General features: G+C 36.6%; 15 protein-coding genes. 12 read left to right on the forward strand and 3 right to left on the reverse strand.

Annotated features, from left to right (window positions below; translation table 11 throughout):
• The first annotated feature begins 140 nt into the window (after positions 1 to 140).
• The 8 genes from B2745_RS11285 to B2745_RS11320 all read left to right on the forward strand — a co-directional run bounded on the left by B2745_RS11285 (position 141) and on the right by B2745_RS11320 (position 11,852).
• Positions 141 to 1,775 (forward strand): glycoside hydrolase 43 family protein, encoded by a 1,635-nt coding sequence (locus tag B2745_RS11285; RefSeq protein ID WP_304066563.1) that lies wholly within the window; start codon positions 141 to 143, stop codon positions 1,773 to 1,775.
• Between the two features lie 8 nt (positions 1,776 to 1,783).
• Positions 1,784 to 2,845, forward strand: a complete 1,062-nt coding sequence (locus B2745_RS11290; protein ID WP_304066565.1) for a right-handed parallel beta-helix repeat-containing protein — start codon at positions 1,784 to 1,786, stop codon at positions 2,843 to 2,845.
• 5 nt (positions 2,846 to 2,850) lie between these two features.
• The gene (locus tag B2745_RS11295; RefSeq protein WP_304066568.1) at positions 2,851 to 3,831 is read left to right on the forward strand and encodes a pectinesterase family protein; all 981 of its coding nucleotides are present in this window, start codon (positions 2,851 to 2,853) and stop codon (positions 3,829 to 3,831) included.
• A 42-nt stretch (positions 3,832 to 3,873) separates the two neighbouring features.
• On the forward strand, positions 3,874 to 4,695 hold the full coding sequence (locus B2745_RS11300) for a hypothetical protein (protein WP_026905047.1): 822 nt from the start codon (positions 3,874 to 3,876) through the stop codon (positions 4,693 to 4,695).
• 293 nt (positions 4,696 to 4,988) lie between these two features.
• The gene (locus B2745_RS11305) at positions 4,989 to 6,737 is read left to right on the forward strand and encodes a glycoside hydrolase family 28 protein (RefSeq protein WP_304066571.1); all 1,749 of its coding nucleotides are present in this window, start codon (positions 4,989 to 4,991) and stop codon (positions 6,735 to 6,737) included.
• Between the two features lie 3 nt (positions 6,738 to 6,740).
• Positions 6,741 to 8,672, forward strand: a complete 1,932-nt coding sequence (locus B2745_RS11310; protein ID WP_304066573.1) for a DUF4350 domain-containing protein — start codon at positions 6,741 to 6,743, stop codon at positions 8,670 to 8,672.
• Positions 8,673 to 8,685: 13 nt separating this feature from the next.
• Positions 8,686 to 10,197: a tagaturonate reductase gene (locus tag B2745_RS11315; RefSeq protein ID WP_304066575.1), complete on the forward strand. Its 1,512-nt coding sequence runs from the start codon at positions 8,686 to 8,688 to the stop codon at positions 10,195 to 10,197.
• Between the two features lie 2 nt (positions 10,198 to 10,199).
• Positions 10,200 to 11,852, forward strand: a complete 1,653-nt coding sequence (locus B2745_RS11320; RefSeq protein ID WP_304066578.1) for a UxaA family hydrolase — start codon at positions 10,200 to 10,202, stop codon at positions 11,850 to 11,852.
• Between the two features lie 58 nt (positions 11,853 to 11,910).
• Here the strand turns inward: B2745_RS11320 and B2745_RS11325 are convergent, their stop codons facing one another.
• The 3 genes from B2745_RS11325 to B2745_RS11335 form a co-directional block, all read right to left on the reverse strand.
• Positions 11,911 to 12,864, reverse strand: coding sequence for an L-threonylcarbamoyladenylate synthase (locus B2745_RS11325; RefSeq protein ID WP_304066580.1), 954 nt, complete (start codon positions 12,862 to 12,864; stop codon positions 11,911 to 11,913).
• An 83-nt stretch (positions 12,865 to 12,947) separates the two neighbouring features.
• A complete protein-coding gene (locus tag B2745_RS11330; protein WP_304066583.1) occupies positions 12,948 to 13,730 on the reverse strand; it encodes a hypothetical protein in 783 nt (260 codons plus the stop codon).
• Positions 13,731 to 13,813: 83 nt separating this feature from the next.
• Positions 13,814 to 14,707 (reverse strand): AraC family transcriptional regulator, encoded by an 894-nt coding sequence (locus B2745_RS11335; protein ID WP_026905054.1) that lies wholly within the window; start codon positions 14,705 to 14,707, stop codon positions 13,814 to 13,816.
• A gap of 436 nt (positions 14,708 to 15,143) precedes the next feature.
• On the opposite strand from B2745_RS11335, the gene B2745_RS11340 reads away from it, so the two are divergent.
• Genes B2745_RS11340 through B2745_RS11355 form a run of 4 tightly spaced genes read left to right on the forward strand, consistent with a single transcriptional unit; the run spans position 15,144 to position 21,102 of the window.
• Positions 15,144 to 16,436: a PQQ-dependent sugar dehydrogenase gene (locus B2745_RS11340; protein WP_304066585.1), complete on the forward strand. Its 1,293-nt coding sequence runs from the start codon at positions 15,144 to 15,146 to the stop codon at positions 16,434 to 16,436.
• The gene (locus B2745_RS11345; RefSeq protein ID WP_304066587.1) at positions 16,423 to 16,893 is read left to right on the forward strand and encodes a c-type cytochrome; all 471 of its coding nucleotides are present in this window, start codon (positions 16,423 to 16,425) and stop codon (positions 16,891 to 16,893) included. Before B2745_RS11340 ends, B2745_RS11345 begins: the two co-directional genes overlap by 14 nt.
• A gap of 14 nt (positions 16,894 to 16,907) precedes the next feature.
• Positions 16,908 to 18,602 carry a hypothetical protein gene (locus B2745_RS11350; protein ID WP_304066590.1) on the forward strand — a complete coding sequence of 565 codons (1,695 nt, stop codon included), beginning with the start codon at positions 16,908 to 16,910 and terminating at the stop codon, positions 18,600 to 18,602.
• A 37-nt stretch (positions 18,603 to 18,639) separates the two neighbouring features.
• Positions 18,640 to 21,102, forward strand: a complete 2,463-nt coding sequence (locus tag B2745_RS11355) for a glycoside hydrolase family 2 TIM barrel-domain containing protein (RefSeq protein ID WP_414691930.1) — start codon at positions 18,640 to 18,642, stop codon at positions 21,100 to 21,102.

Consider the following 21,102-nt stretch of genomic DNA (forward strand, 5'->3'; position numbering starts at 1 on the left):
TAGGCTAATAGCTTAAACCTTTTTTAGTTTTTTATGCCTTTATAATTCCCGGTATCGATTGCATAGTTTGTCGAGCATAAGTACTAACATCTTAAAATTTTTTATGTAGAATTGCAAAAGAAGCCAATTTTATAATCATCATGAACAAACATTTTTTTAAAAGCTTATTGCTATCTGTTGCTTATTTTTCTATTCAAACCATCACTGCTCAAGAATATGTTTCTAAAGTTTGGGTGGCCGATTTAGGAAATGGAAAATATAAAAATCCAGTTTTAAACGCCGATTATTCAGACCCTGATGCTATCCGCGTAGGCGATGATTTTTATATGATTTCATCAAGTTTTAACCATATACCAGGTTTACCTTTATTGCATTCTAAAGATTTGGTAAACTGGACTATCCTTACGCATGTTTTACCAAAGCAAATTCCGGCAGAAACATTTAAAAAAGTTCAGCATGGTAATGGTGTTTGGGCGCCTGCTATACGTTTTCATAAAAACGAATATTATATCTATTACCCAGATCCTGATTTTGGTATTTATCTAACCAAAGCATCTCGTCCTGAAGGGCCGTGGTCTACACCAGAATTAATTTATGAGGGTAAAGGTTTAATAGATCCCTGTCCGCTTTGGGATGAAAATGGCAAAACTTATCTCGTACATGCTTACGCAGGTAGCAGGGCAGGTATAAAAAGTGTAATCGCCATTGCACCCATGAACCAAGAAGGCACCAAAGTAACCGGGCAAAGTGTAATTGTTTATGATGGGCATGAAGACGACCCAACCATAGAAGGTCCAAAATTTTATAAAAGAAATGGCTATTACTACATATTTGCCCCAGCAGGAGGTGTACCAACAGGCTGGCAATTAATCTTAAGGTCTAAAAATATTTATGGCCCTTACGAGCGTAAAAATGTGCTAGACCAAGGCAAAAGTCCAATTAATGGTCCGCATCAAGGTGCTTGGGTTGATACACCTACCGGTGAAGACTGGTTTCTCCATTTTCAGGATAAAGAAGCTTATGGTAGGGTAGTACACCTACAACCTATGAAATGGGTAAAAGATTGGCCAGTTATTGGAGAGGATAAAGATGGCGATGGAAAAGGCGAGCCTGTTTTGGTTTATAAAAAACCTAATGTTGGTAAAAATTGGCCTACAGTAACACCTGCCGAGTCTGATGAGTTTAATAGCCCAATTTTAGGCAAACAGTGGCAATGGCAAGCAAATGCAGATGGCACTTGGGCTTTTGCAGGTAACAAGGGTAATTTAAGGTTGTATACCAAACAAATTCCGGCAGAAGCAAAAAGTTTATGGGATGTCCCTAACATTTTAGGGCAAAAATTTCCGGCCGATAATTTTCAGGTAACAACAAAAATCACCTTCACCCCAAATGATAAGTTAGAGAATGAAAAAGTTGGCTTGATTATCCTAGGTCAAGACTACAGCACCCTATTCCTAAAAAGCAAAAAGGATGGTATTTATTTGGGATATGGTTTATGTAAAGGAGCTGTTAAAGGTAAAGAAGAAGTAGAAAGCATCATCGGTAAAATAGATACTAAAACGGTGTATTTCAGAGTTCAAGTGAGCAATGGCGGTATTTGCAAATGGTTTTACAGTACAGATAATAAGAAGTTTTTACCTATTGCTGAGCCTTTTACTGCTTTACCAGGTAAATGGGTAGGTGCTAAAGTTGGACTTTACGCTGTTAGAAACACACAAATTAATGATTCTGGCTATGCCGATGTAGATTGGTTTCATGTAGAACCTATTAAATAATGAAATGGATGAAATATTTTTTAAGTGCAGTTTTACTCTTTTTGAGTATCGCCTTAAAGGCACAAATTCAGGTAAGTAATGCCGCAGAAATTTTGGCTGCAGTAAAAGTTGCTAAAGCCGGAGATATCATTTTAGTAAAAGGGGGCGAGTATAAATTTGATGTTCGTATCAACTTAAATTCCTCTGGTACGGCAGAAAAACCTATAAAATTAATAGCTGCAGATTTAGCTAATCGGCCAAAATTTGATTTTTCTGCGCAGCTAGAAGCTGATGCAAACCAAGGTATCGCTTTAAGGGGAAATTATTGGCACCTAAAGGGCATTGATATTTTTAATGCTGGCGATAATGGCTTAATCATCAATGGTGGAAGTTACAATGTTATCGAGTTTTGCACCTTCTCAGAATGTGCCGATACAGGTTTACAAATTAGCGGTGGAGCAACTCAAAATCTCATCTTAAACTGCGATTCTTATTTCAATGCTGATGCTAAAGTAGAAAACGCCGATGGTTTTGCATGTAAACTTGATGCCGGAACTGGTAATACTTTTAAAGGTTGCAGAGCATGGCAAAATTTAGATGATGGTTGGGATGGTTACCTCAAAAAAACAGATAATATCACCACAACTTATGAAAATTGCTGGGCTTTCTTAAACGGAATACTTAAAGATGGTACAGCCGGTAAAGGTGATGGAAATGGCTTTAAATCTGGAGGTAGTGATGATAAACTCCTCAAGCATCATGCTGTTTATAAAAATTGTATCGCAGCTGCTAATCTAAAAAAAGGTTTTGACCATAACAGCAATCGTGGCGAGGTAACTTTATTAAACTGTTTAGCTTTTGATAATAAGCAAAGCAATATGGGTTTTGGTAGTAAAAATCCATTAGCAAAATTAACGATAAAAAATACTCAGGTTATAGGTGAAGTGGGCAGCTTAAATGCAGATGTAATGGATATCAGTAATAACAGTTGGCAAAAGCCTACAGCTAAGCAAAAAGTTTTAAATATTCAGGATTTGTTAAAGCCTCGTCAAGCAGATGGTAGTCTACCTCACATTTCATTTTTTGATTAATTGATATGAAGTCTGTATTATCTTTTTTTCTATGTTGCTTAAGCATCACCATTTTACAAGCGCAGCCTAAAGTTTATCCATCAAAATTTACGGTTGCACAAGATGGTAGCGGAGATTTTAAAACCATCCAAGAGGCAGTAAATGCTGTAAGAGACCATTCAGAACAGAAAGTAACCATCACCATTAAGCCGGGTATCTACAAAGAGAAATTGGTTATCCCCACATGGAAAAGAAACATCATCCTTTTAGGAGAAAATAAAGAAAACACCATCATTAGCCATGATGATTATTCTGGCAAACCCTTCCCTGGAACTGATATTACCGGAAATCCAAAATTTAGCACTTATACTTCTTATACCGTTTTAATTGCAGGGAGCGATTGCGAATTACAAAATTTAACCATAGAAAACACTGCGGGGCCAGTTGGCCAAGCTGTTGCGTTACACATAGAAGGCGATAGAACAGCCGTTAAAAATTGCGATATAAAAGGTCATCAAGATACTTTGTATGTAGCTAGAGATGGCGCAAGAAATTATTTTGAAAATTGTACTATTAGCGGCACTACCGATTTTATTTTTGGTGCAGCCACAGCATGGTTTCAAAATTGTACAATCATCAGTATTAGAGATTCTTACATTACGGCAGCTTCTACCACCTCTCAAACAAGTTATGGCTTTGTTTTTATGAATTGTAAGTTACTTGCCGCAGATGATCAAGTTAGAAAAGTTTTCTTAGGCAGACCATGGCGCCCTCATGCTAAAACGGTATTTATATCCACTTTTATGGATAAGCATATCAGACCAGAAGGTTGGGATAATTGGCGAGACCCTGCTAATGAAAGTACTGTTTTTTATGCAGAATATGGAAGTAGTGGACCTGGTGCTTTTGTACAGGAACGTGTGAAATGGGCACATCAAATAAATAAGAAAGATTTAAAAACCTACACCATTAACCAAGTCTTTAAAGGATGGCAGCCTTTTAAATAAGGATTCTAATGGTTAGTTTTAGAAAAATTATAAACTAACATCATGAAAAAACTACTTTTTACATTTTTGTTTTTTGTAGCCTTAAAGGCCGATGCACAGCACAAGCTAACGCAAATTTGGAAATCTGCAGATAGTATTCCCGTACCAGAATCTGTCTTGTATTCTGCTAAAGAGAAACTTTTATACGTGTCTCAGATAGATGGTGGCGGTAGCGAAAAAGATGGAAAAGGTGCTATTGGTAAGCTAACTTTAGATGGTAAAACCATCAATTTAAACTGGGTAACTGGGCTTAACGCACCAAAAGGAATTGGCGTTTATAAAAACACCATGTACGTGGCAGATTTAACCGAAGTAGTGGTGATAGATATGAAAGCTGCTAAAATTACCAATCGTATTACAGTACCAGAAACCGAGTTTTTAAACGATGTTACTGTAGATGATAAAGGCGTTGTTTATGTGTCTGATACACGTAAAAGAAAGGTTTTTCGTATCGTTAACAACACTCCTGAACTTTATTTAGAAGATGTTAAAAGTGTAAACGGACTAAAAGCTATAGGTACAGATTTATACATTTTAGCAGGTCCAGAATTATGGAAAGCTAATGCTAAAAAAGAGCTTACTAAACTAGCAGAAGGCTTTGAATTAGGTGGCGATGGACTAGAGCCTGTTAAGGACGGAGAGTTTTTAGTTTCTTGTTGGGGAGGTCTAATTTACTACGTAACTGTAAGCGGTAAAGTAGAAAAATTACTAGATACCAGAGCCGAAAAAATTAATACTGCTGATATTGGTTACGACCCTGTAAAGCGTATCGTTTATGTTCCAACTTTTCTTAAAAATTCTGTTTTAGCTTTCAAGCTAGACTAAAATATTTTAAATATTTCTCCTTTAATCTTATCTAAGATTAAAGGAGAATTTTCTTATCAGAAGCACAAAAGAAACTCTTCTTCTGATGAGCTTGTCTGCCCAATGTAAAATATGCTAAAGTACTCGTAATTTTTTACGCAAACCTTCCCGGTAACGATTGCACAAATAAATACCCCCAAATACGCATAGGCTTTACTAAATTTCGTTAAAATTGTTGTTTAAAGGTCTAAAATCAATTATTGAAGCCTTTAAGATTCTTATAAACCTGATCAAATTTTAAATATTAGTACAATATGGAGCCAATAATTTTTGGTTATAAAATTAACGATATGATGATTAAAAGAATTAAAAGAATGATGATTTCGGGCTTGGTATTGTGTACCCTTATTTCATCATCTGTTGCGCAAGAAAATAGGCAAAAGCAAATAACAGATTCACTAGCTTTCATTAAAACTTTTAATGTTAAAATGCCTATTATAAAAACGCCTGTTTTTAAAAAAGATACTTTTGATATTGTAAAATATGGCGCTAATCCTGATGGTGTAACGCTAAACACTAGCAGTATTAACCAAGCTATAGAGGCTTGTAGCAAAAACGGTGGAGGTGTTGTTTTACTTAATGAAGGTGTTTGGCTTACCGGGCCAATTTACCTTAAAAGTAATGTAAACCTACACTTAAGAAGTGGCGCTTTGTTGTTATTTACTACAGATAAAAGCCAATATAAATTAATTGAAGGTAGCTGGGAAGGTAAACCTGCCGTTGTTAATGAAGCACCAATATCAGGTTACAATCTGGAAAATATAGCTATTACCGGTGCCGGTATTATAGATGGTAATGGCGATGCATGGAGATTTGTTAAGAAAAGTAAATTAAACGAATCTCAATGGAAAAATTTAGTGGCTTCTGGTGGTGTGGTAGATAAAGATGGTAAAAATTGGTTTCCATCAGCAAGTTACCAGAAAGGCTTTAATACTAAAGATGCTACAGTTATAAAGCCCGGTACCAAACCAGAAGACTATGTAGAAATGAAAGATTTCTATCGTCCTAATTTGCTGGTTTTAAATAGCTGTAAAAAGGTATTATTAGAAGGTGTTACTTTTCAAAACTCGCCGGCGTGGAATCTTCATCCTTTAATGTGTCAAGATTTAACGGTAAGAAATATCCTGGTAAGAAACCCTTGGTATGCACAAAATGGAGATGGTATTGATGTAGAATCTTGTAAAAATGTTCTTATAGAAGATTCTGTTTTTGACGTTGGCGATGATGGTATTTGCATTAAATCTGGTAGAGATGAAGCTGGTAGAAAAAGAGGTATGCCAACAGAGGAAGTTATCGTAAGAAATAATGTGGTTTACCATGCTCATGGAGGCTTTGTTATTGGTAGCGAGATGTCTGGCGGGGCAAGAAATCTATTTGTGTACAACAACTCTTTCATAGGTACCGATATTGGCTTACGTTTTAAAACCACTCGTGGTCGTGGTGGCGTGGTAGAAAAAATTTACATCGCCAATACCTTTATGAAAAACATCCCGGGCGATGCTATTTTGTTTGATATGTATTATGCCGCAATAGACCCAGTACCTATGGCTGGAGAGCAAAGAGCAGCACCTAAAGTAGAATTTTTACCAGTTACAGAGGCTACACCACAGTTTAAAGATTTTTACATCAAAAACGTAGTTTGCGTGGGCGCAGAGAAAGGTATTTTCATGAGGGGGATTCCAGAAATGAATATCCAAAACATCAATTTAGAGGATGTTACCATTAAATCTAAAATTGGTATCGAGTTAATTGAGGCTACCAATATCAACCTAAAAAATATCCATTTGGTGAGTGATGTAACTAACCCTTTGATTTTAGTAGAAAATAGCAAACAAATCAACATCAGCGGTTTAAAATCAGATACAGAAATCCAAAACTTAATAACCCTATCTGGCGATAGAACCGAGGCTGTTTCTCTTGCAGGCCCATCTGTTACCACAGCAAAAGATAAGGTGAAATTTAATTTCGGAGCAAAGCCAAAATCGCTAAAAATTAATAAATAAGAAATGATGAAGCGTTTTATAATAGCATTTTTAGCAGGAAGTATGGGTTTAGCTTCTTGCTCTACCACTCGTCAAATTTCTAATCAGCAGAAGCCACTGGCGCAAGAACTGTCTAAAACAGTGATGCATAAATGGCCTTTTCCTATAGAAAATAATAGCAGACCATTAAAGTGGACTTATGAAACTGGCGTTTTTTTAGAAGGCATCACCAATGTTTGGAAAAGCACTGCCAATGCTACTTATTTCAACTACGTACAACGCTGTATGGATATGTTTGTAGAAGCTGATGGAACCATCAAAACCTATAAACTATTAGATTATAATATTGACAACATCCGTACAGGAAGAGCTTTATTGATGCTTTACCGCGTAACAGGAAAAGAAAAGTATTATAAGGCAGCTGCTCAACTAAGAAAACAATTACAAGAACATCCTAGAACCAAAGAAGGTAGCTACTGGCATAAAAAAATATATCCACACCAAGTTTGGTTGGATGGTTTATACATGGGGATGCCATTTTATGCAGAGTGGGCACAACTTTTTAACGAACCAGAAGCATTTGATGACATTGCTAACCAATTTACGCATATAGAGAAAGTTGCCCGCGATCCAAAGACAGGCTTAATTTACCATGGTTGGGATGAGTCTAGAGAACAAAGATGGGCAAACAAAGAAACAGGCAACTCGCCACATTTCTGGGGCCGGGCCATGGGTTGGTACGGCATGGCTATGGTTGATGTTTTAGATCATTTTCCTGCAAATCATCCTAAAAGGCAAGAAATTGTTGCCGTTTTAAATCGCTTTGCAGCAGCTATAGAAGCATCTCAAGATAAAAAAAGCGGTTTGTGGTATCAGGTGATGAATATGCCTGATGGCAAAGGAAACTATTTAGAAGCTTCTGCCTCTTGTATGTTTGTTTATACTTTGGCAAAAGGTATTAGACTAGGCGTTTTACCAGAAAAATATGAAGCTGTAGCACAAAAAGCTTATACAGGTATCCAAAAACAATTTTTAGAGACTGATGCCGAAGGTTTTCTGCATTTAAACGGTACGGTAAGTGTGGCTGGTTTAGGCGGTAAACCTTATCGTGATGGTAGTTATGAGTACTATTTAAGCGAAAAAGTAATTCAGGATGACCCTAAAGGAATGGGGGCTTTTATCTTGGCAGCTAATGAAATGCAAATCAGAAATAACCCACAAGTTGGAAAAGGTAAAACTGTTTTGTTAGACAATTATTTCAATAACGAGTTCCGTAAGAACATCATTGGTCAGCAAGAAAGTTTCCATTACGTATGGGATGAAATGGATAATAATGGTTTTTCTTTATTAGGCGAACATATTAACCATACAGGGGCAAAATTGGCAACCTTAAAAGCAACACCAACAGCGGCTAATTTGGCACAGGCCAATGTTTATATCATTGTAGACCCCGATACTGAAAAAGAAACCGCTAGCCCTAATTTTATGGATGCTTCATCCATCCAAGAAATTAAAAATTGGGTTAGCCAAGGCGGAACTTTAGTTTTGATGGCTAATGATGAAAAAAATGCCGAATTAGATAAGTTTAATAAACTGGCAGAGGTTTTTGGTATTCAATTTAAAAAGGAATTGAAAAATCCTGTAATCAACAACCAATATGAGATGGGAGCTATTCCAGTTCCTGCTGGTAATGAAATTTTTAAATCGGCAAAAAAATTATATCTCAAAGAAATTAGTACCATACAACTTCAAGCGCCTGCAAAGGCAGTTTTAACCCACCATACTGATGTGGTTATGGCAACTGCTAAATATGGTAAAGGTTTGGTATTTGCCGTTGGCGACCCTTGGCTGTACAATGAATATGTAGACGGTAGAAAGCTTCCTGCAGATTTTGATAATCTCACAGCAGCTAAAGAATTATTCCACTGGTTATTAAAGCTAACATCCTCAAAATAAACAATCTCTCAAAATGCAATTATCACAAAGCAATTTAAAAAACATTAACGCCCAAGTAGTAGATAAGCCAAATACAGATATATTTGATTTACCTGCTAAAGTATTACAATTTGGAACTGGCGTATTGTTACGCGGTCTGCCAGATTATTATATAGACAAAGCCAACAAAGCTGGTATTTTTAATGGTCGGGTGGTAGTCGTAAAATCTACCGATACAGGCTCTACCAAAGAATTTGATGAGCAAGACGCTTTATATACTATTTGTGTACGTGGTATAGAAAACGGCAAGAAAATAGAAGAAAACATCATTAATGCCTCTATTAGTAAAGTTTTGGTAGCAGGTACACAATGGCAAGAAGTATTAGATTTTGCAGCTTCACCGCATCTTCAAGTTATCATATCAAACACTACCGAAGTAGGTATTCAACTGGTAGAAGATGATGTTCATGCACATCCACCGGTATCTTTCCCAGGGAAGCTGTTAGCCGTTTTATTTCACCGATATAAAATTTTTAATGGTGCAGAGGACAGAGGTTTAGTTATCGTTCCAACAGAGCTTATCCCCGATAACGCTACTAAACTAAAAGACATCCTTTTAAAACAAGCCAAGAAAAATCAGTTACCACAAGATTTTATGAATTGGATGCAAAACAGTAATCAATTTTGTAATTCTTTGGTTGATAGAATTGTACCCGGTAAACCCGATGCTACCGCTTTAGAAAACCTACAGCAAGAATTAGGTTACACTGATAATTTACTCACCATGTCTGAAGTTTATAGTCTTTGGGCAATTGAAGGTGATGAAAAAGTTAAGCAAAAGCTTTCTTTTGCCGAGGCTGATAAAGGTGTAGTCATCACTCCTGATATCAATTTACACCGCGAGCTAAAACTTCGTTTATTAAACGGTACACATACCCTAAGCTGCGGGGTAGCGTATTTAGCAGGGTTTGAGACTGTAAAATCAGCTATGGATAATGAGGAGATGGCAACTTTTATTGCCGATTTGATGAAAGCTGAAATAGCTCCAGCCATACCTTATCAAGTTACAACTGACATTACGGATGATTTTGCTGACAAAGTTTTAGACAGGTTCAGAAACCCACACATCAAACATCAATGGTTAAGTATCAGTATGAACTATACTTCCAAACTGAAGATGAGGGTAGTACCATTATTGCTAAACCATTACGAGAAATTTACACATGTACCCCAATTAATAGCTTTTGGTTTTGCTGCTTACATTCGTTTTATAGAAGGTAAGCAAGAAGGCGATAAATTTTATGGAGAGCTTAACGGTACAACGTATCATATTAATGATGATAAAGCCGCCTATGTGAACGATATTTTAATAAAACAACAAGATAGCAAAGTAGCAGCTGTTTTAGCAGATAATTTTATATGGGGAGATTCTTTAGCAGAGTTTCCGGGCTTTGTAAAAGCAGTTAACAAGTATTACGAAGAAATAAAAAAATCCTCAGTAAGTACTTTATTGAAACAATTTAAAAACAGTAAAGCAGAGGCATAACCATGAGACAACGTATTTTAAAAGTTCATCCAAATGATAATGTCATTGTTGCTTTAACTGATATTAAAGCAGGCGAACAATTAACCTACCAAAATGAAAACTATACCGTTTTAGACGATGTACAGGCTAAACATAAATTTCTAACCACTGATTTAAAAGCGGGTGAAGAAGTCATCATGTATGGCGTTTTGGTTGGTAAAGCACAAAGCGATTTAAAAAGAGGGAATGTTATCACTACATCAAATCTTAAACACGCTGCTTTAGGTTTTGAAACCGGAGAGCGTAAAACAGATTGGGTTAAGCCCGATGTTTCTGCATGGCAAAATCGTACTTTCATGGGTTTCCACCGCGAAGATGGTAGCGTAGGTACAGCAAATTATTGGTTGGTTATCCCGATGGTTTTTTGTGAGAATAGAAACATAGATGTACTGCAAGAAACCTTAACCGGGAGTTTAGGTTACAAAAGAAAAAACAACTATCAGTCTCAAGCAGAGCAACTGATAGCCCTTTATAAAAGCGGTGCAAAAACCGAAGAACTTTTACAGGCCGAAGTTTTTGTAGAAGAAAGTCATCAGAAAACAGAACGTGTTTTCCCTAACGTTGATGGTATTAAATTCTTAAAACATGAAGGTGGTTGTGGCGGTATCAGACAAGATGCTGAAACCTTATGTGGTCTTTTAGCAGGATACATTACGCACCCAAATTGTGCTGGTGCAACAGTTTTAAGTTTGGGATGCCAAAACGCTCAAGTTTCTATTTTACAGGCAGAAATTGCTAAGAGAGACGTTAATTTCTCTAAACCTTTATACATTTTAGAGCAACAAAAAATTGGTACAGAGGCTGATATGCTTTCATGGGCTATCAAACAAACCTTAGCAGGTTTAGCTAAAGCAAACGAGTGTACACGTCAACCAGCTCCGCTAAGTAAAATTACCATTGGTTTAGAGTGTGGTGGTTCTGATGGTTTCTCGGGTATTTCTGCAAATCCGGCTATAGGTTATACTTCTGATTTGTTAGTTGCTTTGGGCGGAACTGTTATTTTAGCAGAGTTTCCTGAGCTTTGCGGGGTAGAGCAAAATATCAGCGATAGATGCACTTCTGTAGAACAAGCAGAACGCTTTAACCAATTGATGCGTACTTATGAGAAAAGAGTTGTTGAAGCTGGGTCTGGTTTTGATATGAACCCATCTCCAGGAAATATTAAAGATGGCTTAATTACAGATGCTATAAAATCTGCCGGAGCGGCAAAAAAAGGTGGTACATCACCGGTAGTAGAGGTTTTAGATTATCCTGAAAAGGTTACCAAACCGGGTTTAAATCTACTTTGTACGCCAGGTAATGATGTAGAAAGTACAACAGCCGAGGTTGGCTCTGGAGCTAATGTGGTTTTATTTACTACAGGTTTAGGTACTCCAACAGGCAACCCAATTGTACCCGTTGTTAAATTATCAAGCAATACTACCTTATATAACCGTATGAGCGATATTATCGATATCAATACAGGTACTGTTATAGAAGGTGAAGAAACTATTGAAGAGGCAGGAGCGAGAATTTTAGACTATGTTATTGCAGTAGCTAGTGGCGAGATTGAGGTTTGCGCTGTAAAACACGGTCAGGATGATTTTATCCCTTGGAAACGAGGTGTTTCTTTATAGAAATTATAATTAAATAGAGAGGGAAGCCGGTTATGCACATGCATTCCGGCTTTTTTGATTATAATTTTGTAGCCCGGTTTAACCTATCATTTATGGTGATGCCTAAGTTTATATCCGGGAATTTTTCTACGATAATGACATCAAGTTCCTGCTGGTCTAAAATATGCATGGCTTTGTATAGATTCCTGGCAGCTTCTTTCATATCTCCATTTATAGATAATACTTCCTGATGCACAATATCTTTACCTATTGCTTTGTCTTTAAACATCATCACACCAATTCTTTTGCCTTCAAATTCTTTAAGTGATTTGGAAATATCCTCTGTTAAATAAGTTCTTGTTTTAGGGGCATAATGCTTAGAAAGCATCCCTGGCGCTTGTGGATTGGCATTATTTAGGGTTTTGGTTTTAACAGGACCTATTAAAGCCTCTATATCTTCTATAGCCAAAGAACCATGGCGGTAAAGAATAGGCTCATCGTTTTCAAAACCAATAATGGTAGATTCTATCCCTTTCTGGCAAGGGCCACCATCTAAAATAACAGGTAAAGTATCGTGAAAATAATTGTAAACATGCTGCGCTGTAGACGGGCTGATACAACCAAAAGGATTAGCACTTGGTGCCGCTAATGGGAAATCTAATTCTTTTAATAAAGCCAAGGTTAAAGCATGGTCTGGCATCCGCACAGCAACAGTATCTTTACCTGCGGTAACCATATCTGGTACAATAGCTTGTTTTTTTAAAACCAGTGTTAATGGGCCAGGCCAAAAATGCTGCGCTAATGTTAATGCTAAAGGAGGTATATCTCTGGCAACTTTGCTTAAAAAATCTATTGAAGAAATATGAACAATTAAGGGATTATAATGTGGCCTTTGCTTTAAATCAAATATTTTCTTTACAGCAGTATCACTAAAAGCATTTCCGGCCAAACCGTAAACCGTTTCGGTAGGGATAGCAATTAAATCATCATTTTCAAGCGCCTCTTTTGCTTTGCTTATGTCTGTTGTTAGCATCTGCCAGCTCAATTAAAACGCAAAAATGATGATTTAATATGATTTATCCTTATTATTTGTGTGGATATCGTTCTAGGAATGATTTATGGTTGTCCGCCTTCCCACAATCTTACGTTTCTCCATTTGGTTTGCATATTGGTAACCCCATCAAACTCTCCATCTTGCTCTCTTCCATATACTCCAAATTTCATATAATTCATAAATTCCTTGCCCTCTTTTAAAGTTTCGCCATCTTTAAATCTAAATTTTTCTACGCCATCCACATAAACAATTACGGCATCGCCAACATCTTCCTGTAAATGGATCACATTTATCCTTACTTCTTTATTGTTGATGTTAGTTGCAATTACTTTATTACCAGATGAAGGCATTTTGGTATCAAACGTAACTTCTAAAGAGCCACCTTTGCGGTTTCCAAAACCTCTGATTTGCATTTGTGTAGCCCCTTCTGCGCTACCAAAAAGTTGGAAAACTGCTTGTTTATCTAGTTTATCATTCATGGTAATATAACCTTCAAATTGTCTTGAACCTGTTCTGTAATTATCATGAATTCTTATCTCAGATCTGTTTCCGGGAAATTTAACTAGCGTAAAAGTATGTGTGTTTAAAGCTGGGTTCCAATGGTAATGCGTAGTAACATCAGCAGATAATGAGGATAGTTCTTTACCATCTTTATCTGCAAAAGCGGCGGTTCTAGGCCAGCTAAAAGGGGTATTATCTCCTGATGGTTTTTTGAAATTTTCTAATTGTATTTTAAATCGTCCTTCTTCTCTTTTGGTAACTTCCGTCCAGTTTTTACCAATTTGAGCATAAGCATATAAATTGCCAAAGCTTAATGTTACTAAAAATAAAAGTGTTTTTTTCATAATTGTTGTACAATGAACAAAAAGCCCATAAAGGGCTTTTGTACGTTTTATAAGTTAATAATTTGATGTAGGGTATGCAGTACTTAGTTTTTTTGCAAAACATTAAAACTGGTTTGGTTAAATTCTTTCTTATAGCTTAAAGGGCTAAGACCTGTTATTTGCTTAAAATACTTGTGGAAGCTTGCAAAATTGTTAAACCCACTTTCATAACACAATTCTTTTATAGATAGGTTATTTTCCATTAATAATTTACAAGCCTGTCCAACCTTTACCTCCAATAAAAACTGCGAATAAGTTTTTCTTGTTCTTGATTTAAAATATCGGCAAAAAGAATTTGGACTGATATGAGCTATTTCTGCTATTTCCTCTAATTGTATTTTCTTGCGGAAATTGGCTAGTGTGTACTCATATATTAAAGTCATCCTATCATTTTCATGCTCTTCAAGTTCATTATGATAACCAATAGAAGATAAAGTGCTAATTTGTTGAGATTGAGCTATGGTCAGCAAGGTTTCCATTAAAATCATGATTCTTTCTGGACCTTCTGTATAGAGTAGCTTTTCTAAACATTCTGCTACTTTAACCCTGGTTTTACCTTTAATTTGGATACCTCTCTTAGCTTTCTCAAATAAAGTTCGGAAGATTTTATTCTCAGGTAGATTTAAAAAAGCTTCGCCCCAAAAATTCTCATTAAAATGTACCACTCTTGACTCTGCCGTTAGTTTTGGGCTTTCATGTGAATACAAGTCATCATATCTCCAATAATGTGGTAAATTAGAGCCTACAAGCACTATATCTCCCGGGCCAAATCTTTTAATGCTGTCGCCAATAAACTGAGTTCCTTTACCCGCTCTAAAATGAATAAGTTCTAATTCTGGATGATAATGCCATCTGTTGTTGATGTTTGGGACTAAGTCTTGCCTCACACTAAAAGAATGTACAGGACCAGAGGTCACTTTTAAAAGTTGTGGTTTCATTGGTTTAATTTTTGGTTGATACAATTATAAATCAACACAAGGCCCTAAACAATGCCTTTAAAACCTGTTACGTAGGTATGTATTCTTTAAAGTTAATATAGATTTACTTTTTAATAATTACATTAATAATATATTTATATGGATGTTTTATAATAATATTTAATTCTTTTTAAGATATAATTTTTCATATATATCATCGTAATCGATTTCGTAAAAACTATATAGTTTTACCCATATTTTTAATCGTTTTCTTTTGCTTCATCACGTTTAATGAAGCCATATTGCCAATAGTACTGCATAAATTGCTAATTAGGCATAACCTAATGTTTACTTTAAAAGGTAGCTTTGTTATTCATCCTAAATTATATAAAGTCTAAATTTCATCAAGAAGGTACAACAGATATTTATCTGCTTGCCTCAAACAGAGAGTTAAGTTATGAAGCGCCATATATTTTTCATCATCCAGATTACAAGTTTTATAATCTTTTCATCCTTTAAGAGTGAACATCCTAAACCAGTAAAGTCAATTAAAGTATTGCCAGATCAGAACAACGCGGGCTTAACATTGCCTAAAGGTTTTGGTGCTTTAGTTGTTGCAGAAAATTTAGGTAAAGCCAGACATTTAACCGTTACCCCAAAAGGTGATATTTATGTAAAACTAAGCAAGGTTTTAAACGAAAAAACCATTTATCATTTAAAAGATAATAATGGCGATGGTAAAATTGATGAGCAAATCGGTTTTGGAGATTATGTAGGAACTGGAATTTTTTTGAAGAATGATTATTTGTATGCCAGTTCAGATGCAGAGGTTTTCAGATACAAGCTTAATCAAAATTATGAGGTTATAGCACCAGATAAGCCAGAAAAACTGGTAACAGGTTTAATCAATCAAAGACAGCATAATACTAAATCCATTGTTTTAGATAATGATAACAATATCTATGTAAACATCGGCTCACCATCAAACTCTTGCCAATACCAAAATAGGGCAAAAGGCTCAATGGGGATTCCAAATTGCCCTATCTTGGATTCTGCCGGTGGAATATGGCAATTTAAAGCCGACAAACTAAATCAATCTTACAAAGAAGGTGTAAGGTATGCCACGGGTTTACGTAATGTAATGGGTTTAGATTGGAATCCTGAAAACAATACGCTATTTGTAATGCAGCATGGCAGAGATAACTTAAGCAGTATTTTTCCTGAACTTTATGATGATAAAGCAAATGCCGAGTTGCCTGCTGAATGTATGTTTATGATTAAGAAAGGCGATCATGCTGGTTGGCCTTACAGTTATTATGATCCTATCCAAAAAAAGAAAATACTAGCGCCAGAATATGGTGGTGATGGTAAAAAAGAAGCCGATCCTTCTTTTATAGATCCTGTAGTAGCTTTTCCTGCGCATCTTGCCCCTAATGCACTGCTGTTTTACACCGGTAATCAGTTTCCTGAAAGGTATAAAAACGGAGCTTTTGTAGCTTTTCATGGCTCTTGGAACCGAGCTCCTTTAAAGCAGGAAGGTTTTTTTGTGGCTTTTGTGCCTTTTAAAAATGGAAAACCTGCCGGCGATTGGGAAATTTTCGCCAATGGTTTTGCCGGAACACCAGAAGTAATGTCTAGCAGTCAGGCAAAATACCGCCCCTGCGGATTGGCGCAAGGGCCAGACGGGTCATTATATGTAAGTGAAGACAAAAAAGGAACAATTTTTAGAATTATATATGACGGTAAATAAGTTAATAGCCAGTGTAATACTGGTTTTGGTAATGTCAGTTTCGGTTTTTTCACAAACTAAGCCTAAAGTACCAGTTAAGAAGGCGGTAACTAAAGCAGTTCCGGTAGCATCTGGTGTGCAAAACGCTATCAATAACGGAAAAGTAGTTTATACGCAATATTGTGCGGTTTGCCATCAAGCCGATGGTTTAGGTGTATCAGGTTTAAACCCACCTTTAAGTAAAACAGTTTATGTTTTAGGAGACCAAACCAGGCTCATAAATATCGTACTAAAAGGTTTAAGTGAAGGTGTAGAGATTGATGGAGAAACTTATGCTAATGTAATGCCTGCTATGGCTTTTTTAACCGATCAACAAGTTGCAGATGTACTCACTTATGTGAGAAACAGCTTTCAAAATAAAGCAAGTGCCATTACTGCAGCTCAGGTAAAAACTGTTAGAGCAGCTGGTAAAAAATAATTTAGTTAAACTATATGGAAACAGTATTATTTGTTAAAATTCTCCGGAATTACAAGCTATGGTTTGTTTTTACGCTTTTTGTTTTAGCATTAGCTTGTAAAAAGAAAGAAGTAGCTAAGAAAGAAGAACCTACTCCACCACCATTGGAAGAGCCTCCGGTAACTCCGCCACCCACGCCACCGGCAAACAATACTGCTTTAGTATATACTGATGTTAGTGGTAAACTAGCATATAATACTTTTGCAAACCAGGGCGAAATCGATAAAATTAATACAGTACCAGATTTTTCTAATGCGGGTTACAAAGGCGGAGGTGTTGCTATTCCTACAGCTCCAGTGGTAAGAACTTTGTCTCCCCAACTTGGTGATAATAGAGCCAGAATTCAGCAAGTGATAAGTGAAGTTGAAGCTTTACCAGTAGATGCAAATGGTTTTAGAGGGGCTATTTTACTAAATGCGGGTACTTATGATGTTGCAGATTCTTTAGTAATAAGAGCCAGTGGGGTTGTATTAAGAGGCGTTGGACAAGGCGCATCTGGTACAATTTTAAGAGCAACTAAGAGATTGATTGGTAGTACCCTGATAAGGGTGCAAGGAAGTGGTTCTAATTTGGGTGAGGTAACAAGCTCTAGAAGATTAATTTCTGATAGTTATGTTCCTACAGGTGCTAAATCATTTAATTTAGAAAATACCAATGGCTTAACGGTTGGTAGTAGAGTTTTGGTTACCAGAACCCCTAACCAAGCATGGATAGATTTGTTAGAAATGACACAATATGGATGGACACCAAGTAGATATGTGATGTCTTATGAACGTGTTATAACCGCTATAAGCGGAAATAATATCACCATAAATGCACCCATTGTAGACCCTATACAAACCCGTTATGGTGGTGGTAGAGTTGGTATACATTCCGTTTCTGGTAGAATTCAAAATTCTGGTGTGGAAAATATGCGTTTAGTTTCTGTTTTTGAAAACGATAACGACGAGCAACATGCCTGGTACGGAGTAAAACTTCTTAGAGCAGAAAACTGTTGGGTTAAAGATGTTACAGCACAATATTTTGGCTATGCTTGTGTATCTATTGAAGAGAGCTCTGTATATAACACAGTTCAAGATTGTGCTATGCTTGATCCTAAATCTCAAACAATAGGAGGGAGAAAATACTCTTTTAACATAGCAGGAACCTCACCTTTTAATCTATTTCAACGTTGTTTTTCAAGAGGTGGAAGACACTGTTATGTTACAGGCTCTACCGTACCTGGGCCAAACGTATTCTTAGATTGTGTTGCAGTAGAAACCACATCAGACATTGGGCCGCACCATAGATGGAGTACAGGATTATTATTTGATAATGTTTTTGGAGGTCAAATAAGGGTACAAAATAGAGGTGCAAGTGGCTCTGGCCATGGTTGGGCAGGTGCGCAAACCATGTTTTGGAATTGCAGATCAACCCGGGTAGATATCATGGTACAAAGTCCGGCAGCAGCTAGAAATTGGGGTGTTGGTAATATTGCCCTAACTTTTGCAGGTAATGGTTATTTTGAAAGTAACAATATCCATGTACAGCCCAGAAGTTTGTATCTTACCCAGTTAAAAGATAGGTTAGGCGATGCCGCTGTAAATAATGTCACTATTCCAGCACAAAGAATGGGCAGTATATCATCTCAGCTACAAACTTGGGCGGGCGAAGGGCCATTTAACCCATAACTTTTATTAATCATTAATTAAACTAAAATCGTACGCTTTGTTAAAGAAAAATATCATTTGGCTAGTTCTTGTAGTTCTAGGTTTACAAAATTCAGTAATTGCGCAACAAAAAATAAGATTAAATGATAACTGGGAGTTCCTAAAACAAGATTTAGGAGGTATTTGGGAAGCTGTTAGACCAGTAGGTGCAGGTAATCCAGAAAGTGTGCCGCTATGGGAAAAAGTAAGTTTGCCACATTGTGTTAATGCAGAAGATGCAGTAGACCCTGATATGAATTATTACCAAGGACCATCTTGGTACAGAACTTTAATAGAGGTAAAAAATCCTTATCAAACAGGAAGAACCTTATTACATTTTGAAGGCGCTGGCCAAAAAACAGATGTTTATATCTATCAAACAAAAGTGGGTTCACACGTTGGTGGATATGATGAATTTACCGTTGATATTACTGATGCTGTAGCTGCTTTCCAGAAAACTGATGTTTATCAGAAACAATTTAAAGGTAAAATTCCATTATCTATCCGTACAGATAATTCTCGCGATTTAGAACTTATTCCGTCAGATTTATCTGATTTTAACCTTTACGGAGGCATCTATCGTTACTTAAATTTGGTTTATAAGCCATCCCTTTCGGTTGATAAAGTTTTCGCTTTAGCCACGGTAGATAAAGAAGGTAAAAATGCTTCCTTAAACGTAAAAGCAAGGTTTTATAACCCTAAAGGCACTAGCAATGCAGAGGTAGAGCTTAAATTAATATCGCCTTCAGGTAAAGTTATCAGTACGCAAAAAAAGCAAATTCAACTAACAGGTAAAGATTTAGAAATTGCTAATATAAAAGTAGCTAAAGCCGAGCTTTGGTCTACCGATAAACCAACACTTTATACCGTTGAATTAAATGTTAAAACTGCTGATGGTGTAGATAAACATGAAGAAAAAATAGGATTCAGACATTTTGAATTTGTAGAAAAAGGGCCGTTTTTATTAAACGGGAAACGTTTGTTACTGCAAGGCACACACCGCCATGAAGACCATGCCGGAGTTGCTGCCGCCATGACAGATGAAATGATGCGTACCGAGATGAAGATGATGAAAGATATGGGAGTTAATTTCATCCGTTTAGGTCATTATCAGCAATCAAGAACCATCTTAAACTTATGTGATAGCCTAGGAATGGTGGTTTGGGAAGAAATTCCTTGGTGTCGTGGTGGTTTAGGCGGCGATGTTTATAAACAACAAGCTCGTAGAATGCTCACTAACATGATTGAGCAGCATTATAATCATCCATCTATAATCATTTGGGGTTTAGGTAATGAGAACGATTGGCCTGGAGATTTTCCTGAGTTTGATAAAGAAAAAATCAGGGTGTTTATGAAAGAGTTGCATGACCTTTCTCATGCTTTAGACCCTACGCGTAAAACAGCTATCAGAAGATGCGATTTCTGTAAAGACATTGTAGATGTTTACTCGCCTTCAATCTGGGCAGGTTGGTATCGTGGTATTTATACCGAGTATAAGCAAGTTTCTGAAGAAGAATTTAAGAAAGTTAAACATTTCTTACATGTAGAATGGGGTGGCGATGGTCATGCTCGTCGCCATTCTGAAAACCCAGATAATGCTTTGCGTAAAGTTAAAACTGGCGTTGGTGCCGATGAAAGAGCTGGAGATGCTTCTTTAATTGGTGGTGCTAGCAGAGTTTCTAAAGATGGTGATTGGAGCGAATCTTACATCGTAAACTTGGTAGATTGGCATTTAAAAGAACAAGAAACTATGCCTTGGCTAACTGGTACTGCACAATGGCCTTTTAAAGATTTTTCTACACCTGTAAGACCTGATAACCCGGTGCCTTACATGAACCAAAAAGGAGTTATAGAAAGAGATTTTACCAAAAAAGAGGTTTTTTATGTTTATCAATCTTATTGGACTAAAAAGCCAATGGTTCATATCTACGGGCATACTTGGCCAGTGCGTTGGGGTGCTGCCGGAGAGGAGAAAATGATTAAAGTTTTCTCTAATTGCGATGAAGCCGAATTATTTGTTAATGGTAAAAGCCAAGGAGTTAAAAAACGTAACAGTCAGGATTTTCCTGCGGCAGGTTTACGTTGGAATGTAGTGCCAAATGCAGGTAAAAACATAGTTAAAGTAATTGCCAAAAAAGGTAAAACTGTTTTAGAAGATGAGTTAAGCTTTGAATATGAAACTAGGCAATGGGGCGCTCCGGCAAGACTAGAAGTACGCAAAATATCCGAAGAAAATGGTAAAGCTACTATCGAGGTTAAACTTAAAGATGCTAATGGCGTACAATGTTTAGACTCTAGAAACTGGGTGCGTTTTTCTTTAGCCGGAGATGGCGAGTTAATCGATAATCAAGGAACTTCTACAGGCTCTAGATATGTACAGTTCTACAATGGCCGAGCTTTAATCAGTGTTAAAACTAATGGCGGTAAAAATACCATTGCCGTTAAATCAGAAGGTGTACCTTCAGAAATGTTAACTTTATAA

Source organism: Pedobacter glucosidilyticus (assembly GCF_002483235.1).
GTDB lineage: Bacteria > Bacteroidota > Bacteroidia > Sphingobacteriales > Sphingobacteriaceae > Pseudopedobacter > Pseudopedobacter glucosidilyticum_B.